This is a genomic window from Bacillus toyonensis BCT-7112, from assembly GCF_000496285.1.
In the GTDB taxonomy this organism is placed as follows: Bacteria; Bacillota; Bacilli; order Bacillales; family Bacillaceae_G; genus Bacillus_A; species Bacillus_A toyonensis.
In genome coordinates, this window is sequence record NC_022781.1 from 2,044,864 (window position 1) to 2,065,255 (window position 20,392).

Annotated in this window: 16 protein-coding genes, 20 tRNA genes and 1 pseudogene; 7 read left to right on the forward strand and 30 right to left on the reverse strand. The window is 38.0% G+C overall.

Features of this window, described 5'->3' with window-relative positions; all coding sequences use genetic code 11:
• Position 1: 1 nt before the first annotated feature.
• Together BTOYO_RS10560 and BTOYO_RS10565 are read left to right on the forward strand one after the other, a co-directional pair.
• On the forward strand, positions 2-955 hold the full coding sequence (locus BTOYO_RS10560) for a 1,4-dihydroxy-2-naphthoate polyprenyltransferase (protein WP_000425759.1): 954 nt from the start codon (positions 2-4) through the stop codon (positions 953-955).
• A 109-nt stretch (positions 956-1,064) separates the two neighbouring features.
• Complete coding sequence (locus BTOYO_RS10565) at positions 1,065-1,796, forward strand: yteA family sporulation protein (protein ID WP_000957401.1); 732 nt, start codon at positions 1,065-1,067, stop codon at positions 1,794-1,796.
• A gap of 119 nt (positions 1,797-1,915) precedes the next feature.
• On the opposite strand, the gene cspD is transcribed toward BTOYO_RS10565, so the two are convergent.
• Entirely contained in the window at positions 1,916-2,116 is a 201-nt protein-coding gene (gene cspD / locus BTOYO_RS10570; RefSeq protein WP_001193053.1) for a cold-shock protein CspD, read from the reverse strand.
• Between the two features lie 326 nt (positions 2,117-2,442).
• On the opposite strand from cspD, the gene BTOYO_RS10575 reads away from it, so the two are divergent.
• The 3 genes from BTOYO_RS10575 to BTOYO_RS28155 all read left to right on the forward strand — a co-directional run bounded on the left by BTOYO_RS10575 (position 2,443) and on the right by BTOYO_RS28155 (position 4,321).
• Positions 2,443-3,225, forward strand: coding sequence for a TIGR00266 family protein (locus tag BTOYO_RS10575; RefSeq protein WP_000643604.1), 783 nt, complete (start codon positions 2,443-2,445; stop codon positions 3,223-3,225).
• A 162-nt stretch (positions 3,226-3,387) separates the two neighbouring features.
• Positions 3,388-4,110, forward strand: coding sequence for a lipase family protein (locus tag BTOYO_RS10580; RefSeq protein WP_001260116.1), 723 nt, complete (start codon positions 3,388-3,390; stop codon positions 4,108-4,110).
• Between the two features lie 76 nt (positions 4,111-4,186).
• Positions 4,187-4,321 (forward strand): hypothetical protein, encoded by a 135-nt coding sequence (locus tag BTOYO_RS28155; protein WP_000911069.1) that lies wholly within the window; start codon positions 4,187-4,189, stop codon positions 4,319-4,321.
• A 40-nt stretch (positions 4,322-4,361) separates the two neighbouring features.
• On the opposite strand, the gene BTOYO_RS10585 is transcribed toward BTOYO_RS28155, so the two are convergent.
• The 6 genes from BTOYO_RS10585 to glgB all read right to left on the reverse strand — a co-directional run bounded on the left by BTOYO_RS10585 (position 4,362) and on the right by glgB (position 13,016).
• A complete protein-coding gene (locus BTOYO_RS10585) occupies positions 4,362-4,919 on the reverse strand; it encodes a GNAT family N-acetyltransferase (protein WP_000677947.1) in 558 nt (185 codons plus the stop codon).
• Positions 4,920-4,977: 58 nt separating this feature from the next.
• Positions 4,978-7,386 (reverse strand): glycogen phosphorylase, encoded by a 2,409-nt coding sequence (gene glgP / locus BTOYO_RS10590; protein WP_000494069.1) that lies wholly within the window; start codon positions 7,384-7,386, stop codon positions 4,978-4,980.
• A gap of 18 nt (positions 7,387-7,404) precedes the next feature.
• Positions 7,405-8,835 (reverse strand): glycogen synthase GlgA, encoded by a 1,431-nt coding sequence (glgA, locus tag BTOYO_RS10595; protein WP_002093109.1) that lies wholly within the window; start codon positions 8,833-8,835, stop codon positions 7,405-7,407.
• Positions 8,836-8,947: 112 nt separating this feature from the next.
• Complete coding sequence (glgD, locus tag BTOYO_RS10600) at positions 8,948-9,982, reverse strand: glucose-1-phosphate adenylyltransferase subunit GlgD (RefSeq protein ID WP_000504178.1); 1,035 nt, start codon at positions 9,980-9,982, stop codon at positions 8,948-8,950.
• 18 nt (positions 9,983-10,000) lie between these two features.
• Positions 10,001-11,131, reverse strand: a complete 1,131-nt coding sequence (glgC, locus tag BTOYO_RS10605) for a glucose-1-phosphate adenylyltransferase (RefSeq protein ID WP_000057608.1) — start codon at positions 11,129-11,131, stop codon at positions 10,001-10,003.
• Complete coding sequence (glgB, locus tag BTOYO_RS10610) at positions 11,079-13,016, reverse strand: 1,4-alpha-glucan branching protein GlgB (protein WP_000111417.1); 1,938 nt, start codon at positions 13,014-13,016, stop codon at positions 11,079-11,081. Before glgB ends, glgC begins: the two co-directional genes overlap by 53 nt.
• Before the next feature lie 456 nt (positions 13,017-13,472).
• On the opposite strand from glgB, the gene BTOYO_RS10615 reads away from it, so the two are divergent.
• Together BTOYO_RS10615 and BTOYO_RS27935 are read left to right on the forward strand one after the other, a co-directional pair.
• A complete protein-coding gene (locus tag BTOYO_RS10615) occupies positions 13,473-14,078 on the forward strand; it encodes a CalY family protein (RefSeq protein ID WP_000053938.1) in 606 nt (201 codons plus the stop codon).
• A gap of 30 nt (positions 14,079-14,108) precedes the next feature.
• A pseudogene (locus tag BTOYO_RS27935) lies at positions 14,109-15,362 on the forward strand (dockerin type I domain-containing protein); the annotation flags it as partial.
• Between the two features lie 265 nt (positions 15,363-15,627).
• Here the strand turns inward: BTOYO_RS27935 and BTOYO_RS10625 are convergent.
• The 23 genes from BTOYO_RS10625 to BTOYO_RS10735 all read right to left on the reverse strand — a co-directional run bounded on the left by BTOYO_RS10625 (position 15,628) and on the right by BTOYO_RS10735 (position 20,392).
• Positions 15,628-16,572, reverse strand: coding sequence for an L-lactate dehydrogenase (locus BTOYO_RS10625; RefSeq protein WP_000715347.1), 945 nt, complete (start codon positions 16,570-16,572; stop codon positions 15,628-15,630).
• 420 nt (positions 16,573-16,992) lie between these two features.
• A complete protein-coding gene (locus BTOYO_RS10630) occupies positions 16,993-17,973 on the reverse strand; it encodes an anti sigma factor C-terminal domain-containing protein (protein ID WP_000085634.1) in 981 nt (326 codons plus the stop codon).
• Complete coding sequence (locus BTOYO_RS10635; RefSeq protein WP_000455498.1) at positions 17,960-18,454, reverse strand: RNA polymerase sigma factor; 495 nt, start codon at positions 18,452-18,454, stop codon at positions 17,960-17,962. Before BTOYO_RS10635 ends, BTOYO_RS10630 begins: the two co-directional genes overlap by 14 nt.
• Before the next feature lie 136 nt (positions 18,455-18,590).
• Positions 18,591-18,662: transfer RNA gene (locus BTOYO_RS10640), tRNA-Glu, on the reverse strand.
• A 5-nt stretch (positions 18,663-18,667) separates the two neighbouring features.
• Positions 18,668-18,758, reverse strand: a tRNA-Ser gene (locus BTOYO_RS10645).
• Positions 18,759-18,764: 6 nt separating this feature from the next.
• Positions 18,765-18,839, reverse strand: a tRNA-Asn gene (locus BTOYO_RS10650).
• A 7-nt stretch (positions 18,840-18,846) separates the two neighbouring features.
• A tRNA-Ile gene (locus tag BTOYO_RS10655) sits at positions 18,847-18,923 on the reverse strand.
• A 10-nt stretch (positions 18,924-18,933) separates the two neighbouring features.
• Positions 18,934-19,004: transfer RNA gene (locus BTOYO_RS10660), tRNA-Gly, on the reverse strand.
• A gap of 13 nt (positions 19,005-19,017) precedes the next feature.
• Positions 19,018-19,093, reverse strand: a tRNA-Lys gene (locus BTOYO_RS10665).
• 10 nt (positions 19,094-19,103) lie between these two features.
• Positions 19,104-19,179 (reverse strand) — tRNA-Thr (locus tag BTOYO_RS10670).
• A gap of 14 nt (positions 19,180-19,193) precedes the next feature.
• Positions 19,194-19,269 (reverse strand) — tRNA-Phe (locus BTOYO_RS10675).
• 14 nt (positions 19,270-19,283) lie between these two features.
• A tRNA-Asp gene (locus tag BTOYO_RS10680) sits at positions 19,284-19,359 on the reverse strand.
• A gap of 3 nt (positions 19,360-19,362) precedes the next feature.
• A tRNA-Met gene (locus BTOYO_RS10685) sits at positions 19,363-19,439 on the reverse strand.
• Positions 19,440-19,466: 27 nt separating this feature from the next.
• Positions 19,467-19,559, reverse strand: a tRNA-Ser gene (locus BTOYO_RS10690).
• Between the two features lie 17 nt (positions 19,560-19,576).
• Positions 19,577-19,653: transfer RNA gene (locus BTOYO_RS10695), tRNA-Ile, on the reverse strand.
• Between the two features lie 3 nt (positions 19,654-19,656).
• Positions 19,657-19,733, reverse strand: a tRNA-Met gene (locus BTOYO_RS10700).
• A 20-nt stretch (positions 19,734-19,753) separates the two neighbouring features.
• Positions 19,754-19,826, reverse strand: a tRNA-Ala gene (locus BTOYO_RS10705).
• 15 nt (positions 19,827-19,841) lie between these two features.
• Positions 19,842-19,915, reverse strand: a tRNA-Pro gene (locus BTOYO_RS10710).
• Positions 19,916-19,925: 10 nt separating this feature from the next.
• Positions 19,926-19,999, reverse strand: a tRNA-Arg gene (locus BTOYO_RS10715).
• A gap of 3 nt (positions 20,000-20,002) precedes the next feature.
• A tRNA-Leu gene (locus tag BTOYO_RS10720) sits at positions 20,003-20,091 on the reverse strand.
• Positions 20,092-20,107: 16 nt separating this feature from the next.
• Positions 20,108-20,182, reverse strand: a tRNA-Gly gene (locus BTOYO_RS10725).
• A gap of 30 nt (positions 20,183-20,212) precedes the next feature.
• Positions 20,213-20,293 (reverse strand) — tRNA-Leu (locus tag BTOYO_RS10730).
• Between the two features lie 23 nt (positions 20,294-20,316).
• Positions 20,317-20,392 (reverse strand) — tRNA-His (locus BTOYO_RS10735).

The window sequence follows — 20,392 nt, forward strand, 5'->3', positions numbered from 1 at the left end:
CATGGAAATGAACGTCGAAACGAATTCCTCTCCTACGGCGCCAAAGCCAAGTAAACAAACAGGCTGGCGCATTTGGTGGAGTTTACTACGCCCCCATACATTAACAGCAGCTTTCGTTCCTGTTTTCATCGGAACAGCATATGCGATGCAGGTCGGAGGTATAAATCAAATACATCTCCCTCTTTTCCTTATGATGCTTCTTGCTTGTCTTCTCATTCAAGCAGCAACAAACATGTTTAATGAATACTTTGATTATAAAAGAGGACTCGATCACGAAGGTTCAGTCGGTATCGGCGGCGCTATCGTTCGCGATGGCATTCAGCCAAAAACAGTGCTTAACTTAGCATTTGGATTTTTTGGCATCGCAATGCTATTAGGCGTTTATATTTGTATGAATTCTAGCTGGTGGCTTGCTGCAATCGGTCTCGTTTGTATGGCCGTTGCTTACCTTTATACAGGCGGCCCACTTCCAATTGCCTATACACCATTTGGAGAGTTAACAGCCGGATTATTTATGGGTGTCATTATTATCGGGATTTCATTCTTTATTCAAACTGGAACTGTAACATCAGAAGTCATTTTACTATCTATTCCAAGCTCCATTTTAATTGGTGCCATTTTACTAGCTAATAACATCCGTGACTTAGATGGCGATAAAGAAAACGGTCGTAAAACGTTAGCAATTCTCGTTGGACGTGAAAGAGCCGTTGGTGTACTTGCTTCTATGTTCATCGTTTCCTACATTTGGACAATTGCTTTAATTATCGTGGGCATCGTATCACCATGGATGCTGATCGTATTTTTAAGTGCACCGAAAGCATTTAAAGCGACGAAAGGTTTTATCGGCAAAAGCATTCCAATGGAAATGGTACCTGCGATGATTTCAACAGCAAAAACAAATACAATCTTCGGTCTCCTCATGGGAATCGGATTATTACTTGGATATTTCCTTTAAAAGGAGCTGCTAATGCGGCTCCTTTTTCATATACCAATTTCAGCTCATAATTCCTACTCGCAACGCTCATACTATGTAAAGAAACTGAATTGTAGGAAGGTGGATGACAATGTTAACTCCACAACAAGTAAATCAATTTAAATCCGTTTTAGAAAAACAAAAACAAGAACTAGAGCAAACAATACAAACTCATGAAAATGAAAATCGTGCCTCTGAACGCGATTCCGTCGGAGAATTGTCTAGCTATGATAACCATCCAGGTGATATGGCTACAGAGCTATATGAACGTGAAAAAGATTTCGGGCTTATTGAGCTTTGGCATAAACAGCTAGAGGATACGAAACATGCCTTGCAAAAAATAGAAGCAGGTACGTACGGTATTTGTGAAGTGTCTGGCGTGGAAATTCCATTTGAAAGATTAGAAGCAATGCCGACTGCTACAACATGCATACAGCACGCGACAAATAAATTAAATATGGAGACCCGTCCAGTTGAAGAAGAAGTATTGGCTCCTTCTTTCCATAAGCACGATGAAGATCATTCTGTTGAGTACGATACAGAAGATGCGTGGCAAGATGTCGCAAATTATGGAACGTCTGAAACACCGTCTGATTTAGAAAGACAAGATTCAAAAAATTATAATGGTATGTATGTAAATAGTGAAGAGAATGTTGGATATGTAGAGGATTTCGAAAACTTTATCGGTACAGATATGTATGGAAAAAACCCACAAGTTTTCGCCACAGAAGAACATGAAGAGTATGAACAAATGCTTGATGACTTTGAAGAGCGTACCTTCAAAGGCGAATTATCTTCAAATGAATCTAGTTCCAAAGAGTAAAGTGAAACTTTAATTAGTGTGGGGACCATCCCCCACTAATTATTAGCCCACACCCTTCGGACGTTTATGGGATAAAAAAAAGCATTCCGAAATTCGGAATGCTTTTTATCGCTAGCTAATTAGTTTTTTGTAACGTTAGCTGCTTGTGGTCCGCGGTTTCCTTCAACGATTTCGAAAGAAACTTCTTGACCTTCTTCTAAAGTTTTGAAGCCTTCGCCTTGGATAGCTGAGAAATGTACGAATACGTCTTCTCCGCCTTCAACTTCGATGAAGCCAAAACCTTTTTCGCCGTTAAACCATTTAACTTTACCTGTTTGCATGTCATGTACCTCCTAAATAAAAATGAAACTATGAATCCACATGAAAAGGTGGATATAAAGGACATGAATGTATAACAAGCTTACAGCCTTTAATACAACGTGCTTTATTTCCGTACCACATTATGTAGCTCAATAGTGCTTTCACTATATCACGCTATATGAAAAACGTCAAATGAGAACACTTTCATTCCATCATTTTTTTATAATTTTAATATAATGTTGAATTTCCATCTCCTTACTTTATTTGAAAATTAACAAAACTAGAGTATTCTAATACTATTAAATTCTGTACAATATAAATATATATTACATATGAGGTGAAAAAAATGAAGGCACATGAAATCGAATATAAGTTATACGGTGACGATATGCAGTTCGTTGAAATTGAATTAGATCCAGAAGAGAGTGTTATCGCAGAAGCTGGGGCAATGATGATGATGGAAGACTACATCGAAATGGAGACAATTTTCGGTGATGGTTCTGGACCATCTAACGGTCTATTCGGAAAATTAATGGGGGCTGGTAAGCGTCTTGTTACAGGTGAAAGCATGTTTATGACTGTATTTACAAATACAGGTCACGGCAAACGCCACGTCTCATTTGCTGCTCCTTATCCTGGTAAAATTGTTCCTGTTGATTTAACAGAATATCAAGGGAAAATAGTTTGCCAAAAAGATGCGTTTCTTTGTGCTGCAAAAGGTGTTTCTATCGGAATTGAGTTTACTAAAAAAATAGGAACTGGTTTCTTTGGTGGTGAAGGTTTCATCATGCAGAAACTTGAAGGTGATGGTCTAGCTTTCATGCATGCAGGCGGAACTGTATATAAGCGCGAATTAAAACCCGGTGAGAAACTTCGCATTGATACAGGTTGTCTCGTTGCCATGACAAAAGACGTTAACTATGATATTGAATTTGTAGGAAAAGTAAAAACAGCTCTATTTGGCGGTGAAGGTTTATTCTTCGCAACGCTAGAAGGTCCTGGAACGGTTTGGATTCAGTCCTTAACACTTAGCCGCTTAGCAGCACGCCTTACGAGTCCAGCAGCTCAAAGCACCGGTGAAGGCAGTGTTTTAGGTGGACTTGGTCGTTTATTAGATGGAAAAGAGTAAAAGTGCCCTTATGGGGCGCTTTTTATTTAGGTGGACTACGCTTCCCCTCCCCCCTCATATAACTAAATGTTCCATCCTCATTTTCAAAACCCTCAAAAAGAATGAATCAAGTCCCTCACTGCATATATTTAACCATACCTTTTCTTAAGGAGGGCTTCCTTAATGCGTACTCCTTTATCCTTTGATAAAGACACTGCCATATTGTTAGCTTCTTGTTGTGAGTTAACGTATGAACAATATAAACAAAATGGGATTTTTGAAATACCAGATGGTTTTCAATATGTACAAGGTTTTCAAGGAAAAACCATTCAAATGACAGAATGGTTTGGATTCATATTAGAATCTGAGGATACAATTATTGTAGCTTTTCGGGGCACACAAACAGATACAGACTGGATTATCGATTCACTCGTCAACCAAAAGCCATACCCATATGCTTTAAACAGCGGAAATGTCCATAACGGCTTTCTTTCTATTTATGAATCTTGCCGAGATTCTATTATGGATATGCTCGTATCATTGCCAGCCCATAAAAAACTACTAGCTACCGGACATAGTTTAGGTGGTGCGCTTGCTACATTACACATATTAGATGCACGTATCAATACTGCCTTCGCACAGTATGGCCTTTATACATTCGCTTCTCCAAAAGTAGGAGATATCGCTTTTCGAAATTATTATAAACTACAAGTAGCTAGTAGCTTTCGTTTTGTAAATTTATTCGATGTCGTTCCACTTCTCCCTCCGCGAAACATAAATTTTAATGATCGTGATTGGGAATATGCCCACGTTCATCACAATATGACATTTACAAAAAATACAAAATCTATTACGAATAATCATTCCATGACAACATACAAAACATGTCTGACTTCTCATTTTTAACCAGTAAACAATTGGAAATTACACATTCGTATACTATAATAATATATGAATTTATTTTTGGATGAGGGGACCTTACATGTTAAAGTTTATCTTTGCACTTTTTCTCATTGTAATTTTTTCGGTTACAGGTTTCTTTACATTTTCATACTTTGCGACAGGAGAATATGGTGGAACAGGCATAATCTATACCGCTATCCCATTTCTTTCTTAAGCAAAATAAGTAAACCGAGCTTAGTCTCATTTAGCTCGGTTTACTTTGCGAAGCAATCGTATTCCTGTTTTAAAAGCGAATACACTTTAGAATCACTGTACGTATTATTCATTTTTACATTTTGCCTCAATGTACCTTCATATACCATTTTTAATTTTTGCATCACACGTTCAGAAGCTACATTTTTCACACTACATCTCCCTTCAATACGATTCAAATTTAATTCTTGAAAACCAACTTTTATAACTTGTTCTAACGCTTCAACAATAACTCCTTTCCCCCAATATGTTGGGCTAATTACAGCTCCAATCGATGCACTATTATGTGGCATAAGCCACATTCCACATGTTCCAATTACCTTTTGGTTATCATTCAGCATAATAGACCATATAAGAGCCTTACCATCTCGTATCGTTGTAAACATATTTTCTAATAAACGATGAGTTTCCTCTTTCGTTTTATGTACTTCCCTCGGTACATATGTAGCTGTTTCCGCATTAGAATATACTTCAAATAAATCAGCTGCATGTGCACCATGTATCTTCGTTAAAATTAATCTATTTGTTTTTAAATCTCCTTGTTCATACATACCCTTCATATGCCATTCACCACACTTCTGTATAATGAGTAAAAGTCCCTTCAAAAGGGACTTTTACTTAATGTTGTTTAACCGTATTACCAATACCCCAAATTTCATTACTGTACTGCAAAATCGTTCGATCGCTCGCAAAATGACCTGATTGTGCAATATTTAAAATCGACATTTCTAGCCATTTCGTTCGATTTTCATAAGTACGCCCTACAGCTTCTTGCCTTTCCGCATATGGACCAAAATCTCGCAAAACGAAATATTCATCATTTTGAATAACGAGAGAATCGTAAATTGCTTCAAATTCAGCTCCCGACTGTGCAAAGAAACCATTCGTTAACTGATCTACCACTTTTTTAATATGCATATTGTGGTGATAATAATCACTTGCACGATATCCACCATTTTGATAGTAATGAAGAACCTCTTCCGCCGTTAAACCGAAAATGAAACAGTTATCATCACCGACCCTGTCTTTTATTTCAATATTAGCTCCGTCTAATGTGCCGAGTGTAATCGCACCATTCATCATAAATTTCATATTTCCTGTTCCTGATGCTTCTTTACTCGCAGTTGAAATTTGTTCACTTACATCCGCCGCTGGGAATATATCTTCCGCTACAGAAACTCGATAGTTTTCTAGAAAGATAACTTTCATATATTGGCTTACGTACGGATCGTTATTTACTTTCCTTGCGAGTTCATTAATTAATTTAATAATTTTTTTCGCATAATAATAGCCAGGTGATGCTTTCGCTCCAAAAATAAAAGTACGCGGATAAAATGTAAAACTAGTATCCTCTTTCAAACGGTTATACAAATATAAAATATGAAGAACGTTTAATAATTGTCGCTTGTAAGCATGCAGTCTTTTTACTTGCACGTCAAAAATAGAATTTGGATCAATTGTAATCCCCATTTTATTATGAATACGCTCCGCTAAAATCTCTTTACGCTCTTGTTTTACCTCTGCAAATTTCTCTTGGAAACTCGCATCATATTGAACTGTTTGCAACGCCTGCAGCTTAATCGGTTCTTTCTTCCACTCTGTTCCAATCGCCTCTGAAATAAGGTTCGTCAGCTGCGGATTTGCCTTCATTAACCAACGTCTATGAGCGATTCCATTCGTCTTATTATTAAACTTATCTGGATAAAACTCATAAAACAATCGCATTTCACGTTGCTTCAAAATTTCCGTATGAATTTTTGCTACACCGTTTACGCTATGGCTACCGACAATTGCTAAATGAGCCATTTTCACAAGATCATGTGCAATAATCGCCATATCTTCAATGCGATGCCATTCGTACGGATAACGTTCCCAAAGTTCATGACAGAAACGTTCATTAATCTCTTCAATAATCATATAAATTCTCGGTAATAACGGTTTAAAAATGTGAATTGGCCACTTCTCAAGCGCTTCTGATAACGTCGTATGATTCGTATAAGAAATCGTTTGCGTCGTTATGTGCCAAGCCTCTTCCCATGCTAGTTTTTCTTCATCTAATAAAATACGCATCAGTTCTGGAATCGCTAAAACCGGATGTGTATCATTAATATGAATCGCAATTTTTTCATGTAATTGACGAAGGTCACCATATCTTTCTCTATGCGTACGAACGATATTTTGTAAACTTGCTGATACGAGGAAATACTGTTGTTTTAAGCGAAGTATTTTCCCCTCATCATGCGTATCATCTGGATATAAAAACTCCGATACCGCCTCTGTTTCACGCTTATATTTCAAAATATCTTTGCAGTTTTGCGGGAAAGGAACTGGTTCAGCATTCCAAAGCCTAAGCGTATTTACAGTACTCGTCTCATAGCCTACTACTGGAACATCATATGGTACCGCCATAATGACTTCTGCATTCGTATGCCTGAACTCTAAACGTCCATCCATTTCTAACGGCTCCACACTGCCAAAATAGCTTACTTCTACAGCTTGATCATGCCTTCTTACTTCCCATACATTTTCATGAAGAAGCCATTGTTCTGGAAACTCAACTTGATAACCATCAACAATTTTTTGATCAAACAAGCCATGTTTGTAACGAATCCCACAGCCGTGTCCTGGTAAGTTTAAAGATGCGAGTGAATCAAGAAAACAGGCTGCTAGACGTCCAAGCCCACCATTTCCAAGACCTGCATCTGCTTCCACCTCTTCTAACTCTTGCAAAGAAATCCCAAGCTCCGAAAGGCCCTGCTCACATACATCCCTGATGCCTAAATTTAAAATGTTACTTCCAAGCAAACGTCCAAGTAAAAACTCAATGGATAAGTAATACATTTGCTTTTGCTCTCCAGACCGATAGCTTTCGTTCGTTGCAATCCATTGACTATTCATATACTCACGTACCATGTACCCAAGCGTATTATATTGATCACGAGTTGTAGAGTCTTTGAAACTTTTCCCATACATCGTCTCTAACTTTTCTAGAAAGGCTGATTTGAAACTTTCAACATGAGTAAACATTTTTTCACCACCTACATGTTATTCCATGAGACTTTTATACAATTTCTTATAAGCAAGAGCTGATTTCTCCCAACTATAATCTTCAGTCATCGCTTGTGTTACAAGCTGTTCCCATACCGGCTTATCGTGATAAAATTCAATTGCACGGCGAACCGTATACAACATGTCATGTGCATTGAAGTTCGTAAAACTGAAACCATTTCCTTCTCCTGTTTCTTCATCATAAGATTGTACAGTATCGTTTAATCCACCTGTTTCTCTTACAATCGGAATCGTACCGTACGCTAATGCGATAAGTTGTCCAAGTCCACACGGTTCAAACAGTGACGGCATTAAAAATAGATCGCTTCCCGCATACACTTGATGCGCAAGCTCCTCATTAAATCCGATATATACCTTCACCTTCTCTGGATACTCATATGCCATCCATTCAAAGAACTGCTCGTATTCTGAATCACCGGATCCTAAAATAATACATTGTACATCTTCTTCCATTATTTCACGGAATACAGTACGTACTAAATCAAGACCTTTTTGTTTCGTTAATCTCGTGACCATTGCAATAATTGGTGTATCCTCTTTTTCTGGCAAACCAAAATAACGCTGCAATGCACGTTTATTTTCATTTTTTTCATATAATGACTCTGCATCATACTGAGCTGTAATATACGAGTCCGTTTCTGGGTTATATACGCTCGTGTCAATTCCATTTACAATGCCACTCAGCTTATCATTATATTTTCGTAGCAATCCATCTAATTTCTCACCGAAAAACTCATATTGTATTTCTTCTTTATATGTCGGGCTAACCGCTGTAATTTGATCAGAAGCGATAATACCGCCTTTCATAAAGTTCACATTTCCATAAAACTCTAGCTGCTCACTATGAAAATATTCATCACCAAGCTCTAACAGGTCGTACATCACTTCAGGAGAAAATACACCTTGGAACTGCAGGTTATGAATTGTATATACCGTTTTAATACGCTCATATAATGGGTTGTCTTGATACTTTTCGCGAAGTAAGAAATTAACCATAGCGGTATGCCAATCATGGCTATGAAGAACATCCACTTCAAAATCAAGATGCGGAATACACTCTAAAACTGCCTTCGAAAAATAAGAAAAACGCTCTCCGTCATCATAATGACCGTACAAAGAATCCCTCTTAAAATAATATTCATTGTCTATTAAATAATACGTAATCCCGTCTTGCTCACCTTTTAAAATTCCGCAATATTGATTTCTCCAGCCAAGAGGAACGTTAATTACTTTATGAAGCGTACATCCATCTCTTAATTTTTGCGGAATAAGACTATAATTCGGAAGTATAATACGTACATTCACACCTAATTTTTTAAGCTCTTTTGGGAGCGCACCTGCTACATCAGCTAATCCTCCCGATTTAACAAACGGTACACATTCTGATACTGCAAATAAAATATTCACTTGTTGTCCCACTGCTCGAAAAGCATATATTACTCTTCTTGCAGCTTCCTCCCTTCGAGTTTTCATTTAAATTAAAACTTTAATCAGTGGAGGAAAGCCCCCCACTGATTCTTCAAGAATAACTATTAATCGTACTGTTTTGAATGCTTCCTTTTTCTACAACGTACGGCTCATCGGTGTTTCCTTTTAAAACGACACCGTCACCAATTTTCACGTCTTTATCAATAATAACACCGTCTATTATACAGTTATCTCCAATTTGGCTCTTTTGCATAATAATACTATTACGAACAATTGAACCTTTTCCAATTTTAACAGAACGGGAAACAACACTGTTTTCTACTTCCCCTTCAATAATACTGCCATTTGCAATCATTGTATTTTTCACGACTGCACCCTTTAGGTAACGAGTTGGTGGCTCATCTTTTACTTTCGTAAAAATCGGTGCTTCTTTCTTAAATAATTGCTTCCAAATAGCAGGTTGCAAAATTTCTAAGCTATGTTTATAGTAACTTTCAATCGAGTCAATAATAGCTACATATCCTGTATGCTCATACGTAGCAATATGCAGTGATTTTCCGCGCTTTTCTCTCACTACATCAAATAAACTGTATTGCTCCACATCTTTATATGTCTCAAATAAATCTAACAATAATTGTTTCTTTAACACGTATGTTTGAAGCGAAACCCCTTCATGGCAAACTTCAGTAATATCAGCTGCCGTATGTATATGCCGCTCTAACACCGCCTGGAAATTTAATGCTGTTACGAGATGGCTATTCGTAATAACAACGTATTCTTCTCTGCTTCTTAGAAAATAATCAATATGTCTTCTAAAATGTGCAAAAGATCCAAACTCATCTTGGTCACATTGGCAATTTGGTGGGAATAAAAACAATCCGTCACGTTTTCTATCTAAATCCCACTGTTTCCCTGAACCAACATGGTCCATTAACGAACGGTTTTTATGGCTTGTAAAAACCGCCACACTATGAATATTAGAATTCACCATATTGGAAAGCATGAAATCAATGAGTCGATAACGGCCCCCAAACGGTAGCGCCGCTAGTGAACGATGCCCTGTTACTTTCTGTAAGGAAGTAAAACTTCCCGTTGCATTAATAATTCCTAACATTTTTTCTCCCATTCATTTCATCCCCCTTTTCTATTTCCCTTCAGCAATTAATACTACATCGTCAACATTTTTTTCTGGACGAATGATTGTTCCATCTTCAATAACCATTTCCGATCCAACAATTGCTCTTTCAATCACAACATTTTTCCCAATCTTCGCTCCTGGCATAACGACGGAATCAATAACCATACTACCTTCTTCCACCGTCACCCCTTGGAATAAGACAGAATGCTTCACGTCCCCTTCAATGACGCACCCTTCGTTAATCAGTGATTCTTCCACTTTTGCCTTTTCCGCAATATATTGAGGCGGTTCGTTTGGATTGACAGAATAAATACGCCAGTTACGATCATTTAAATTCAATGATGTTTCATCGCGAAGTAAATCCATATTCGCTTCCCATAAGCTTTTCACTGTTCCAACATCTTTCCAATATCCTTCAAACGGATACGCCATTAGCTTCTTCCCTTCATCTAATAAAAGCGGAAGTACATCTTTTCCGAAATCATTACTAGATTCAGGATTTCTTGCATCCATTTCTAAATACTCTTTCAAAATTGCCCAGTTAAAAATATAGATTCCCATTGATGCAAGATTACTTCTTGGAAATTGCGGTTTCTCTTCAAACTCAACAATTTCCATCTCTTCATTCGTATTCATAATGCCAAAGCGACTCGCTTCATCCCAAGGCACTTCAATAACAGAAATCGAAACGTCCGCTTCTTTCTCAACATGGTAATCTAGCATTTTACTGTAATCCATTTTATAAATATGATCGCCTGATAAAATAAGGACATACTCTGGTTCGTACTGACTTAAATAGTTTAAGTTTTGATAAATGGCACTTGCCGTACCTGTGTACCACTTCACACCTGAAGACTCCGCATAAGGAGGTAATACTGTGACTCCACCGTTTACTCGGTCTAAATCCCAAGCATTGCCGATTCCGATATAATTATGAAGTTCGAGCGGTTGATACTGCGTCAAAATCCCAACCGTTTCAATACCAGAATTCGCACAATTACTTAACGTAAAATCAATAATGCGATATTTACCACCAAATGGAACAGCTGGCTTGGCTAAATTTTTTGTCAATGCACTTAAACGACTACCTTTTCCCCCTGCTAGTAACATTGCTACGCACTTTTGTTTTTGAGCCATCTTGTTTTTTGCTCCCCTTTCTAGTCTTCACTGGTCGTAATATGGATACGCCAAATGGTGGAATTGTAATTTCTACATGTGCCTCTTGATTATGGTACGGTTCTAGAGTCGCCTTAAGACGTTTTTTATTCACTTGCCCCGAGCCGCCATATTGCTCCGCATCACTGTTTAAAATCTCGTTATAATACTCGAAATCTGGCACACCTACTTTATAGTTTTCATATGTAGCTTTCGTAAAATTACATACGACAACTAACGCATCTTCTTGTTTATCTCCTTGGCGAATAAACGAGAAAATACTTTGCTCATTATTATTAGCATCAATCCACTGAAATCCTTCAGGTGAATGATCAAGCTGCCAAAGTGGTTTTGAGCGCTTATACAATGCTATGAGCTCTTTAAAGTAATCATGCATATAACGATGCATTTCAAAATCATGTAAATTCCAATCTAAATCTTCAAGGTCTTTCCACTCATCAAACTGCCCAAATTCTCCTCCCATGAAAAGTAATTTCTTTCCTGGATGAGTAAATAAATATCCATATAATAAACGAAGCTGAGCAAACTTATCCCAGTAATCTCCTGGCATTTTATTTAATAACGACTTTTTCCCGTGAACGACTTCATCATGAGAAAGCGGTAATATGAAGTTTTCAGAGTAAGCATATAGTAAAGAGAATGTTATTTTCTCATGAATATACTTCCTGTATTCAGGTGCACACTCCATATATTTCAGCACGTCATTCATCCAGCCCATATTCCATTTGTAATTGAATCCAAGTCCACCTTCATAAGTTGGAGCTGTTACAAGTGGCCAAGCTGTTGAATCTTCTGCTGTCATAAGAAAGTCTTCATCCTCTGCAAATACCGCTTCATTTAACTCTCGTAAAAATGAAACAGCGTGCTCATTACTTTGCTCCTGTCCTTCTTTATTCCAGTACAACATATTCGCAACTGCATCCACCCTGAAACCGTCAATATGGAAATATCTCATCCAAAATAACGCATTTGAAATTAAGAAATTACGTACTTCCCTTTTTCCTAAATCAAAATTGACAGTTCCCCATACTTGGTTTTCTTGTACATCCTTATCTTTATATTCATAAGTCGGTGTCCCATCAAACAAATATAGACCGTGAGCATCTTTACAAAAATGCCCCGGCACCCAATCTAAAATGACACCGATTCCATATTTATGACATTCATCGACAAAATACATCAAATCATGTGGTGTGCCGAATCTACTCGTTGCTGCATAATATCCCGTCCCTTGATATCCCCAAGAACGATCATATGGATGCTCAACAAGCGGCATGATTTCAATATGTGTAAATTGATGTTCCACCACATACGGAATGAGTTCTTCTACCATTTCCCTATAAGAATACAGCGTTCCATCTTCTTTCTTCTTCCAGGAACCGAAATGTAATTCATAAACTGTCATCGCTTCTTTATAAACCGGCTTTTTCTTTTTCTTACGACTCCAGTTTTTATCATTCCATTCGTATCCCTTCATATCAAAAACTACAGATGCCGTATTCGGTCTTACTTCTGCATATACAGCGTACGGATCTGCCTTAAAAATGACGTCACCAGCCATCGTTTCAATCGCATATTTATATATTTCCCTTTCTTCAATATGCGGTATAAACAAGGACCAAATTCCCTCTTCTGTCTCTTGTAGCATCTTATGTTGCTCATAATCCCATTCATTAAAATCGCCAACAACACTCATTGCTTTCGCATGAGGAGCCCATACTGTAAATCGTACCCCTCGCATCTCATCTTCCGTCACAATATGTGCGCCAAAGATGCTATAACTCTCATAGTACTTTTCTGTATGAAACTCATCTCGTTTCACTTTTTCACAATTTATTACACTCAATATGCTCACCTCACTAAGATGACAGAATTTTTTATACTTTAACTATTTCTGCAAAAAACTGTGATATCCTTGTTAATTTATAAAAAATATTCGTTTTTTTCTTAAAAACGTTGGTTTTTCTTCACATTTCCGTGTAAAATATCGAATTTTGACGAATATTCATTGCAAACGCTTCATTTTCCCCTATCTTTTTTACTATCATTTTTTCTCAACCTCTATTTTATTAGGTTTAGCCTATTTTTCATGCTATTTTCTACTTAAAACCGCAGCAAAACAATCTGTCATAAAAAAATATTTCTCAATATTTTTTTGTCATAATTTTATTGAAATGCAAAATTCATCAGCATATACTCGTTCTCAATAAAGAACATTACGCTTTCGTAAATATAATTCATACTAGAATACTGTGTTTACTTTACGAACGTTTCATAAAAAATCATATTAGGGGGCTTTCTTATGTCATTGAAACAAAAAGTAGGAATGGGAGTTGTCACAGCAACGCTTGGCTTATCACTTACATGCGGCGGTGTATTCGCCTACTTCAGTGATTCTGAAACATCTAGTAACTCATTTCAAGCTGGAACACTAGATCTTTCTATTAATCCAAGTGTAATCGTTGATGTGAAAGATTTAAAGCCAGGTGACTTTATTGAAAAAAATTTCACGCTTGAAAATAAAGGGTCATTGGATATTGCAAAAGTAGCACTTGAAACATCCTATGAAGTTACAGATGCAAAGCTAAATAATGACGGTGAAGATTTAGGCGACCACATTATCGTAAAGTTTCTAGTGAATGATGGAAAGCCATCGAATCCAAACGATGATCATGAAATTTTGTGGGAAACAAAACTATCAAAATTAAAAACTATGAAACCTGAGGATGTAGCTACATCTTTAGAACGTCATAACTTAATAGACGGTATTACATCTGGTGAAACAGATTATTTACACGTGCTCTTCTCCTTTGAAGACAACGACCAAGATCAAAATAAATTCCAAGGTGATTCCTTACAGCTAAACTGGACATTCCATGCCGAGCAAACAAAAGGCGTGGAGAAATAATTTTTAAAATACAAATTACCGGAGGCCTATAAAGGTTTAAACATTACGCAAGAAGCGAACGGAGTTATGTATTATGACTATTCTCCATACTTGCATAAGTTTTTACCTATTAATGCAGATGGTGACTTTAAAGTTGGCATTACCCCTGAATCCTTTAAAGTAGAAGGACCAATGAACACAGGCGTATATATTTTCGATTATGCAACTGCAGGTCCTGATTATCCAAGCGGTGTAAATAACTATTGGTTTATCCCACAAGGTGCTCAATATGCGAAAACTAGTTATGATAAAAAAGAAGTATACAAAAATGATGAACTTACTGTAACACTAAACGCAAAACACGTAAAACAATTTGTTGCAGGGGAATTTAACGTAAAATTCCTAGAGAAAAATTTCAAATTTGCAAATGCGAAATTGAATCCTGCTTTTGAAAAGCTACTTTCTGAAAAAGGTGTAATCGCAAAAGTGAATGAGCCGAAATTAGAAGCCGGTTCTGTTACAATAGGCGGATCTATCGATGATAAAAACTTCGCCGGATTAGATGGTGATTTCCCGTTCATTGATGTAACTTTCAAAGTAGAAAATGATGAATTTTATGAAGCAAATGCCCAATTAGAATCACCAATTTTTGTTTACTGGAAACAAGGTGAAACAGAACCGAATAGAATGCGTGTACTTCAAGATCAAACATTCTCAGTTATGTCCTTAAACTCACTAGTAGAAGGAAATATTAAACCTGGTGCATTCTTAAATGAACGTGGATATTTAGATGAAAAGCTCGATTATACAAAGCTTGGTGTAAAAGTATATGCAACTGATTCTTACCGTCATAAATTTGAAGGCTCACTAGATAAATACGGATACTTCAAACTGAATGGACTTCCTGTTAATAATCGTGACTATAATTTATACTTAGAAGTACCAGGGCATTTAACAAGCCGTCTAACAACAAAATTAGGTACTGAAAAAGATGGTAAGCTACTTGGCCAATATTATTATGCACGACCTGATGAAAACCTTGCCGGTGATGTAAATGGTGATAAAGTCATTGATATTAAAGATGCTGAAATTATCGCTAGCAACTATGGTAAAAAAGGAGTATCTGTAAAAGGCGGCGACCTTAATAGCGACGGAATTGTCGATGAAAAAGACATTCGTTTCGTTGAAAAGAACTTCTTGAAAAAAGGACCAGATGCATCTAAATCACAAACAGCTGTAGAAAAATCAAAAAGCGGTACACTCGCAGATATTTTAAAGAAATTGGGCTTAACGCCTAAAAAATAATAAAGTGAAACTTTAATCAGTGGGGGGTTTGTTCATCCCCACTGATTATTAGCCCACACCAATCGGGGTCTTACTGCCCGGCAAATAGCGGGATAAAAAAGAGCACTCTACTTTACGTAGAGTGCTCTTTTTCTATAAACGACCCTTATCCAGCAAAAGGGGTATATTGGGGATATACAAGGGAAACCGGAAAAGGAATTTATATTAAATTATATAAGTTCAGAGGTAAGAAGCAGTTTCCCACCTCTGAATTATTTAGCAATTATTATAGTACTGGTGCCATTGTTTCTTTTAATACTTTTACAGAATGAGCGAATTTCACTTTTTCTTCTTCATTTAGCTCAAGTTCTACAATTTCACGTACACCTTCGCGGTTAATTACAGCTGGAACACCTACGTAAGCATCTTTCTCACCGTATTGACCTTCAAGGTATGCAGATACAGTTAATACGCTGTTCTCGTTGTTTAAGATTGCTTTAGTTACACGAAGTAGTGACATACCGATTCCGTAGTAAGTTGCACCTTTACGCTCGATGATATGATAAGCTGCATCACGTACGTTTTCGAAAATTTTATCTAAGTCTTCTTGATTGTACTGTTCGTTGTTAGCTAAGATTGTTTCTAGTTTTTGTACACCGATAGTAGCGTGGCTCCATACTGGAAGTTCAGTATCACCGTGCTCACCAACGATGTAAGCATGAACGTTACGTGGATCTACATCTAAGTAGTCACCTAACATGTAACGGAAACGAGCAGAGTCTAAAGTTGTACCAGAACCGATTACGCGCTCTTTTGGTAGACCAGATTCTTTCCAAGTTACGTAAGTTAAAATGTCAACTGGGTTAGTTGCGATTAAGAAGATTCCATCGAATCCGCTATCCATAATACCGCGAACGATTTGTTTAAAGATCTTTGTATTTTTCTCAACTAAGTCTAAACGAGTTTCACCTGGTTTTTGTGGTAATCCCGCAGTGATAACTACTAAATCTGCATCTTTACAATCTGCATAGCTACCGCTCCAAACTTTTGTTGGTGATGGAGAGAATGGTACCGCATGGCTTAAGTCCATTGCTTCCCCTTCTGCTTTTGCTTCATTAACATCTACAAGTACAAATTCTTCAGCTACACCTTGGTTGATCATTGAGTAAGCGTAACTACAACCTACAGCTCCTGTTCCTACTAATACTACACGATTGATACCTTTTTTCATGTTAATTTCCCCTCTCTATTGTTCACATATATTTTTTTATGATTGTTTAAGTAATTAATTAAAATACTAATTTAATGTTGTTTAACTTCTTTACATTCATATTGTAGCACGTATCATTGTGAATTACTTCACAAATTATGACCTATTTGTGAACTTTTTCACATAGAGTGTAAAGTTATTGGAATAGGTGTGGAATCCATTTCAATGGAGGCGTTTTCTTTAGATTGTGAAAGGGTTTTTCTTATGGTTTTTGTCGATAAGTGAAATTATATCGGCGATTATTAGAATATATCGACCGTAACTCCAAATATATCAGCGATTTTTGCAATATATCGACTTACCGACAAAACTCGACAATAATGACAACATAAAAAGCTGTCTCCAGTAGATTACTTATTGGGAGACAGCTTCTTCTATATATTATTTATTTTCCGCAGTAGCCCCTAAAACAGCAGCTTTTACGTAATTTTGACCGTTTAATTTTTGTAAATCCACAGCCGTTCCCGTCACAACAACACCGATAACTTTTACATCTTGCTCACTTGGTTTTATTTTCTTTCCTTTTAGGTAGTCATATATACGTTCATATTCCTCATAATACTTTCCCTTTTGCTCCAGTCCATTTTGAATTGCTAAAAGAAAATCTTTTTCCGTTCCATTTCCAAATTCAATATCACCTGGTTTTGCTTTAAAACCGTACACATTATAAGCACTTTCGGTCATATCATCAATAGAATATGATTTTTTATCATCATACGTATCTACCCAATACCAAACAGGATGCACCCCTTCTGGAAGTATCTCTTTTATTTCAGACACTTTATACGGTTTATCAAAAGATATAGCCAATTCAGCTACTTTCTTTTCATCTTTTATTTTCTCTATATCATTTATATAACGATTATATGAAGCAAATGGGAGATAAAACTGCATCTCTCTTTCCATCGTTTGATTATTATACAATTCACTTGTCTTATTAATACGTTCATTCCCCATTACAACATTATCTGATATTGTTAATGGATTTACATTCGATAATCGGCGAAATGTATTCCAAACTTTATACTCATACACTTCATCTTCCCACTTAACAGGTTTCCCTTCAATAACCTTATATGTTTTATACTCTACTGTGCTTTTAAATAAACCGTTAGAAGTAATTGCTACGCCTCTTTCCGTATTAGGTCTTGTAATTTGTCTTATCATATTTAAGTCACGATCCATAGTTAAGTAAGCTCTATTGTTCAATTGTGAAATTACTATTATAAAACCAAAGAATAGAACAATAAAAAGTGAAATCGAAATTACTGTAATTTTTAATAATTGTCTTCGCTTCGCCTTCTTCAACATTTTTGATACTTTACTTGAATCTATATCAAAATCGAAATCATCTCTGCTCATCTTCAAACCTCCCATACAGCTTTTTAAACTCATTGCGAGCCCTATACAAAGAAACACGTACGGTCTCTTCTTTCATCTCTAATACGGTTGCTATCTCCTTATATGAGAGTTCATAGTCATACTTTAATAAAAGAATATGTTTATATACTGGATTCATCTTTCCAAGTATGCTTTGTATTTCTACTTGAAGCTCTTTTCTTAAAAGTGGTTCATCTAATCCTTTTGCTCCAATTAATTGAACAGATTCAATCGGGATTTGTTCAATACGCTGTTGCCTTCTTGCTAGATCACGATGCCTATTAATCGCAACTTGAAATAACCATGTTTTTATATACGTAATTTTCATATTCGGTATAGATACTAATGCCTTATGTATCGTGTCTTGAACGATATCTTCTGCTTCTACTGGTGGTACTCCAATTTTAAGTAAATACCTATAAATGCTTTTAGATGTTTCTATAATGATTTTTTCATACTCCATCGCTCTCTCCTTTCTATTAGTTAGACGATTCAAATAGAAAAAAGTATACAAGAAATCCATAAAAAAAAGCAGACTATCCAAAGCCCACTTTTACACAACAAAAAAGAGATAGCAGATTATGCTATCTCTTTTAGTATGACCCGTACGGGATTCGAACCCGTGTTACCGCCGTGAAAGGGCGGTGTCTTAACCACTTGACCAACGGGCCAATTCTGGCAGAGAAGAAGGGATTCGAACCCTCGCACCGCGTTCGCGATCTACTCCCTTAGCAGGGGAGCCCCTTGAGCCACTTGGGTACTTCTCTATAATATGGCTCCGCAGGTAGGACTCGAACCTACGACCGATCGGTTAACAGCCGATAGCTCTACCACTGAGCTACTGCGGAACAATTATGGTGGGCCTAAATGGACTCGAACCATCGACCTCACGCTTATCAGGCGTGCGCTCTAACCAGCTGAGCTATAGGCCCATAATTGAAAAGCGGGTGAAGAGAATCGAACTCTCGACCAGAGCTTGGAAGGCTCTTGTTTTACCACTAAACTACACCCGCATTAAATTGTAAATGGTGAGCCATGAAGGATTCGAACCTTCGACCCTCTGATTAAAAGTCAGATGCTCTACCAACTGAGCTAATGGCTCATTTTGAAAGTGGTGCCGGCTAGAGGACTTGAACCCCCAACCTACTGATTACAAGTCAGTTGCTCTACCAATTGAGCTAAGCCGGCTTGCGATTTCAAAATGGTGGCTCGGGACGGAATCGAACCGCCGACACGAGGATTTTCAGTCCTCTGCTCTACCGACTGAGCTACCGAGCCTTTATGTAAAAAAATGGCGGTCCCGACCGGGGTCGAACCGGCGATCTCCTGCGTGACAGGCAGGCATGTTAACCACTACACCACGGGACCATTTGGTTGCGGGGACAGGATTTGAACCTGCGACCTTCGGGTTATGAGCCCGACGAGCTACCGTGCTGCTCCACCCCGCGATGATAAAATATTTAATTTAGAAAAAATGGAGGAGGTAGAGGGATTCGAACCCCCGCGCGACTCTCGCCGCCTGTCGGTTTTCAAGACCGATCCCTTCAGCCGAACTTGGGTATACCTCCGAGATATAAACTTTGAGTGGTGGACCTTGTAGGACTCGAACCTACGACCGGACGGTTATGAGCCGTCTGCTCTAACCAGCTGAGCTAAAGGTCCTTATGGTAGCGGCGGAGGGGATCGAACCCCCGACCTCACGGGTATGAACCGTACGCTCTAGCCAGCTGAGCTACACCGCCATAAGTAATATAAAAATAAGTGGAGCCTAGCGGGATCGAACCGCTGACCTCCTGCGTGCAAGGCAGGCGCTCTCCCAGCTGAGCTAAGGCCCCATGTTTTTGGGAATATCGGGAAGACAGGATTTGAACCTGCGACCCCCTGGTCCCAAACCAGGTGCTCTACCAAGCTGAGCCACTTCCCGTTAATAAAAGCGCGCCCGAGAGGAGTCGAACCCCTAACCTCTTGATCCGTAGTCAAACGCTCTATCCAATTGAGCTACGGGCGCATATGGTGCCGAGGGCGGGGGTCGAACCCGCACGGTGGTCACCCACCGCAGGATTTTAAGTCCTGTGCGTCTGCCTGTTCCGCCACCCCGGCATGTCATATTGAAAATTGGAGCGGAAGACGGGATTCGAACCCGCGACCCCAACCTTGGCAAGGTTGTATTCTACCACTGAACTACTTCCGCAAGACATGTTATGAGATATTTTATTAAAAGTGCGGGTGAAGGGAGTCGAACCCCCACGCCAAAGGCGCCAGATCCTAAGTCTGGTGCGTCTGCCAATTCCGCCACACCCGCATATTAATTTATTTAAGAAAAAATGGGGCGACTGATGGGAATCGAACCCACGAATGCCGGAGCCACAATCCGGTGCGTTAACCACTTCGCCACAACCGC

Coding starts and splice junctions, on each gene's coding strand:
- glgD (WP_000504178.1), bottom strand. CDS start 9,982: ATGGGAGAAAAAATGTTAGGAATTATTAATGCAACGGGAAGTTTTACT.
- cspD (WP_001193053.1), bottom strand. CDS start 2,116: ATGCAAACAGGTAAAGTTAAATGGTTTAACGGCGAAAAAGGTTTTGGC.
- BTOYO_RS10635 (WP_000455498.1), bottom strand. CDS start 18,454: ATGGAGTATGAAAAAATCATTATAGAAACATCTAAAAGCATTTATAGG.
- BTOYO_RS10615 (WP_000053938.1), top strand. CDS start 13,473: ATGTCATTGAAACAAAAAGTAGGAATGGGAGTTGTCACAGCAACGCTT.
- BTOYO_RS28155 (WP_000911069.1), top strand. CDS start 4,187: ATGTTAAAGTTTATCTTTGCACTTTTTCTCATTGTAATTTTTTCGGTT.
- BTOYO_RS10585 (WP_000677947.1), bottom strand. CDS start 4,919: ATGAAGGGTATGTATGAACAAGGAGATTTAAAAACAAATAGATTAATT.
- BTOYO_RS10630 (WP_000085634.1), bottom strand. CDS start 17,973: ATGAGCAGAGATGATTTCGATTTTGATATAGATTCAAGTAAAGTATCA.
- BTOYO_RS10560 (WP_000425759.1), top strand. CDS start 2: ATGGAAATGAACGTCGAAACGAATTCCTCTCCTACGGCGCCAAAGCCA.
- glgP (WP_000494069.1), bottom strand. CDS start 7,386: ATGTTTACTCATGTTGAAAGTTTCAAATCAGCCTTTCTAGAAAAGTTA.
- BTOYO_RS10575 (WP_000643604.1), top strand. CDS start 2,443: ATGAAGGCACATGAAATCGAATATAAGTTATACGGTGACGATATGCAG.
- BTOYO_RS10580 (WP_001260116.1), top strand. CDS start 3,388: ATGCGTACTCCTTTATCCTTTGATAAAGACACTGCCATATTGTTAGCT.
- BTOYO_RS10565 (WP_000957401.1), top strand. CDS start 1,065: ATGTTAACTCCACAACAAGTAAATCAATTTAAATCCGTTTTAGAAAAA.
- glgC (WP_000057608.1), bottom strand. CDS start 11,131: ATGGCTCAAAAACAAAAGTGCGTAGCAATGTTACTAGCAGGGGGAAAA.
- BTOYO_RS10625 (WP_000715347.1), bottom strand. CDS start 16,572: ATGAAAAAAGGTATCAATCGTGTAGTATTAGTAGGAACAGGAGCTGTA.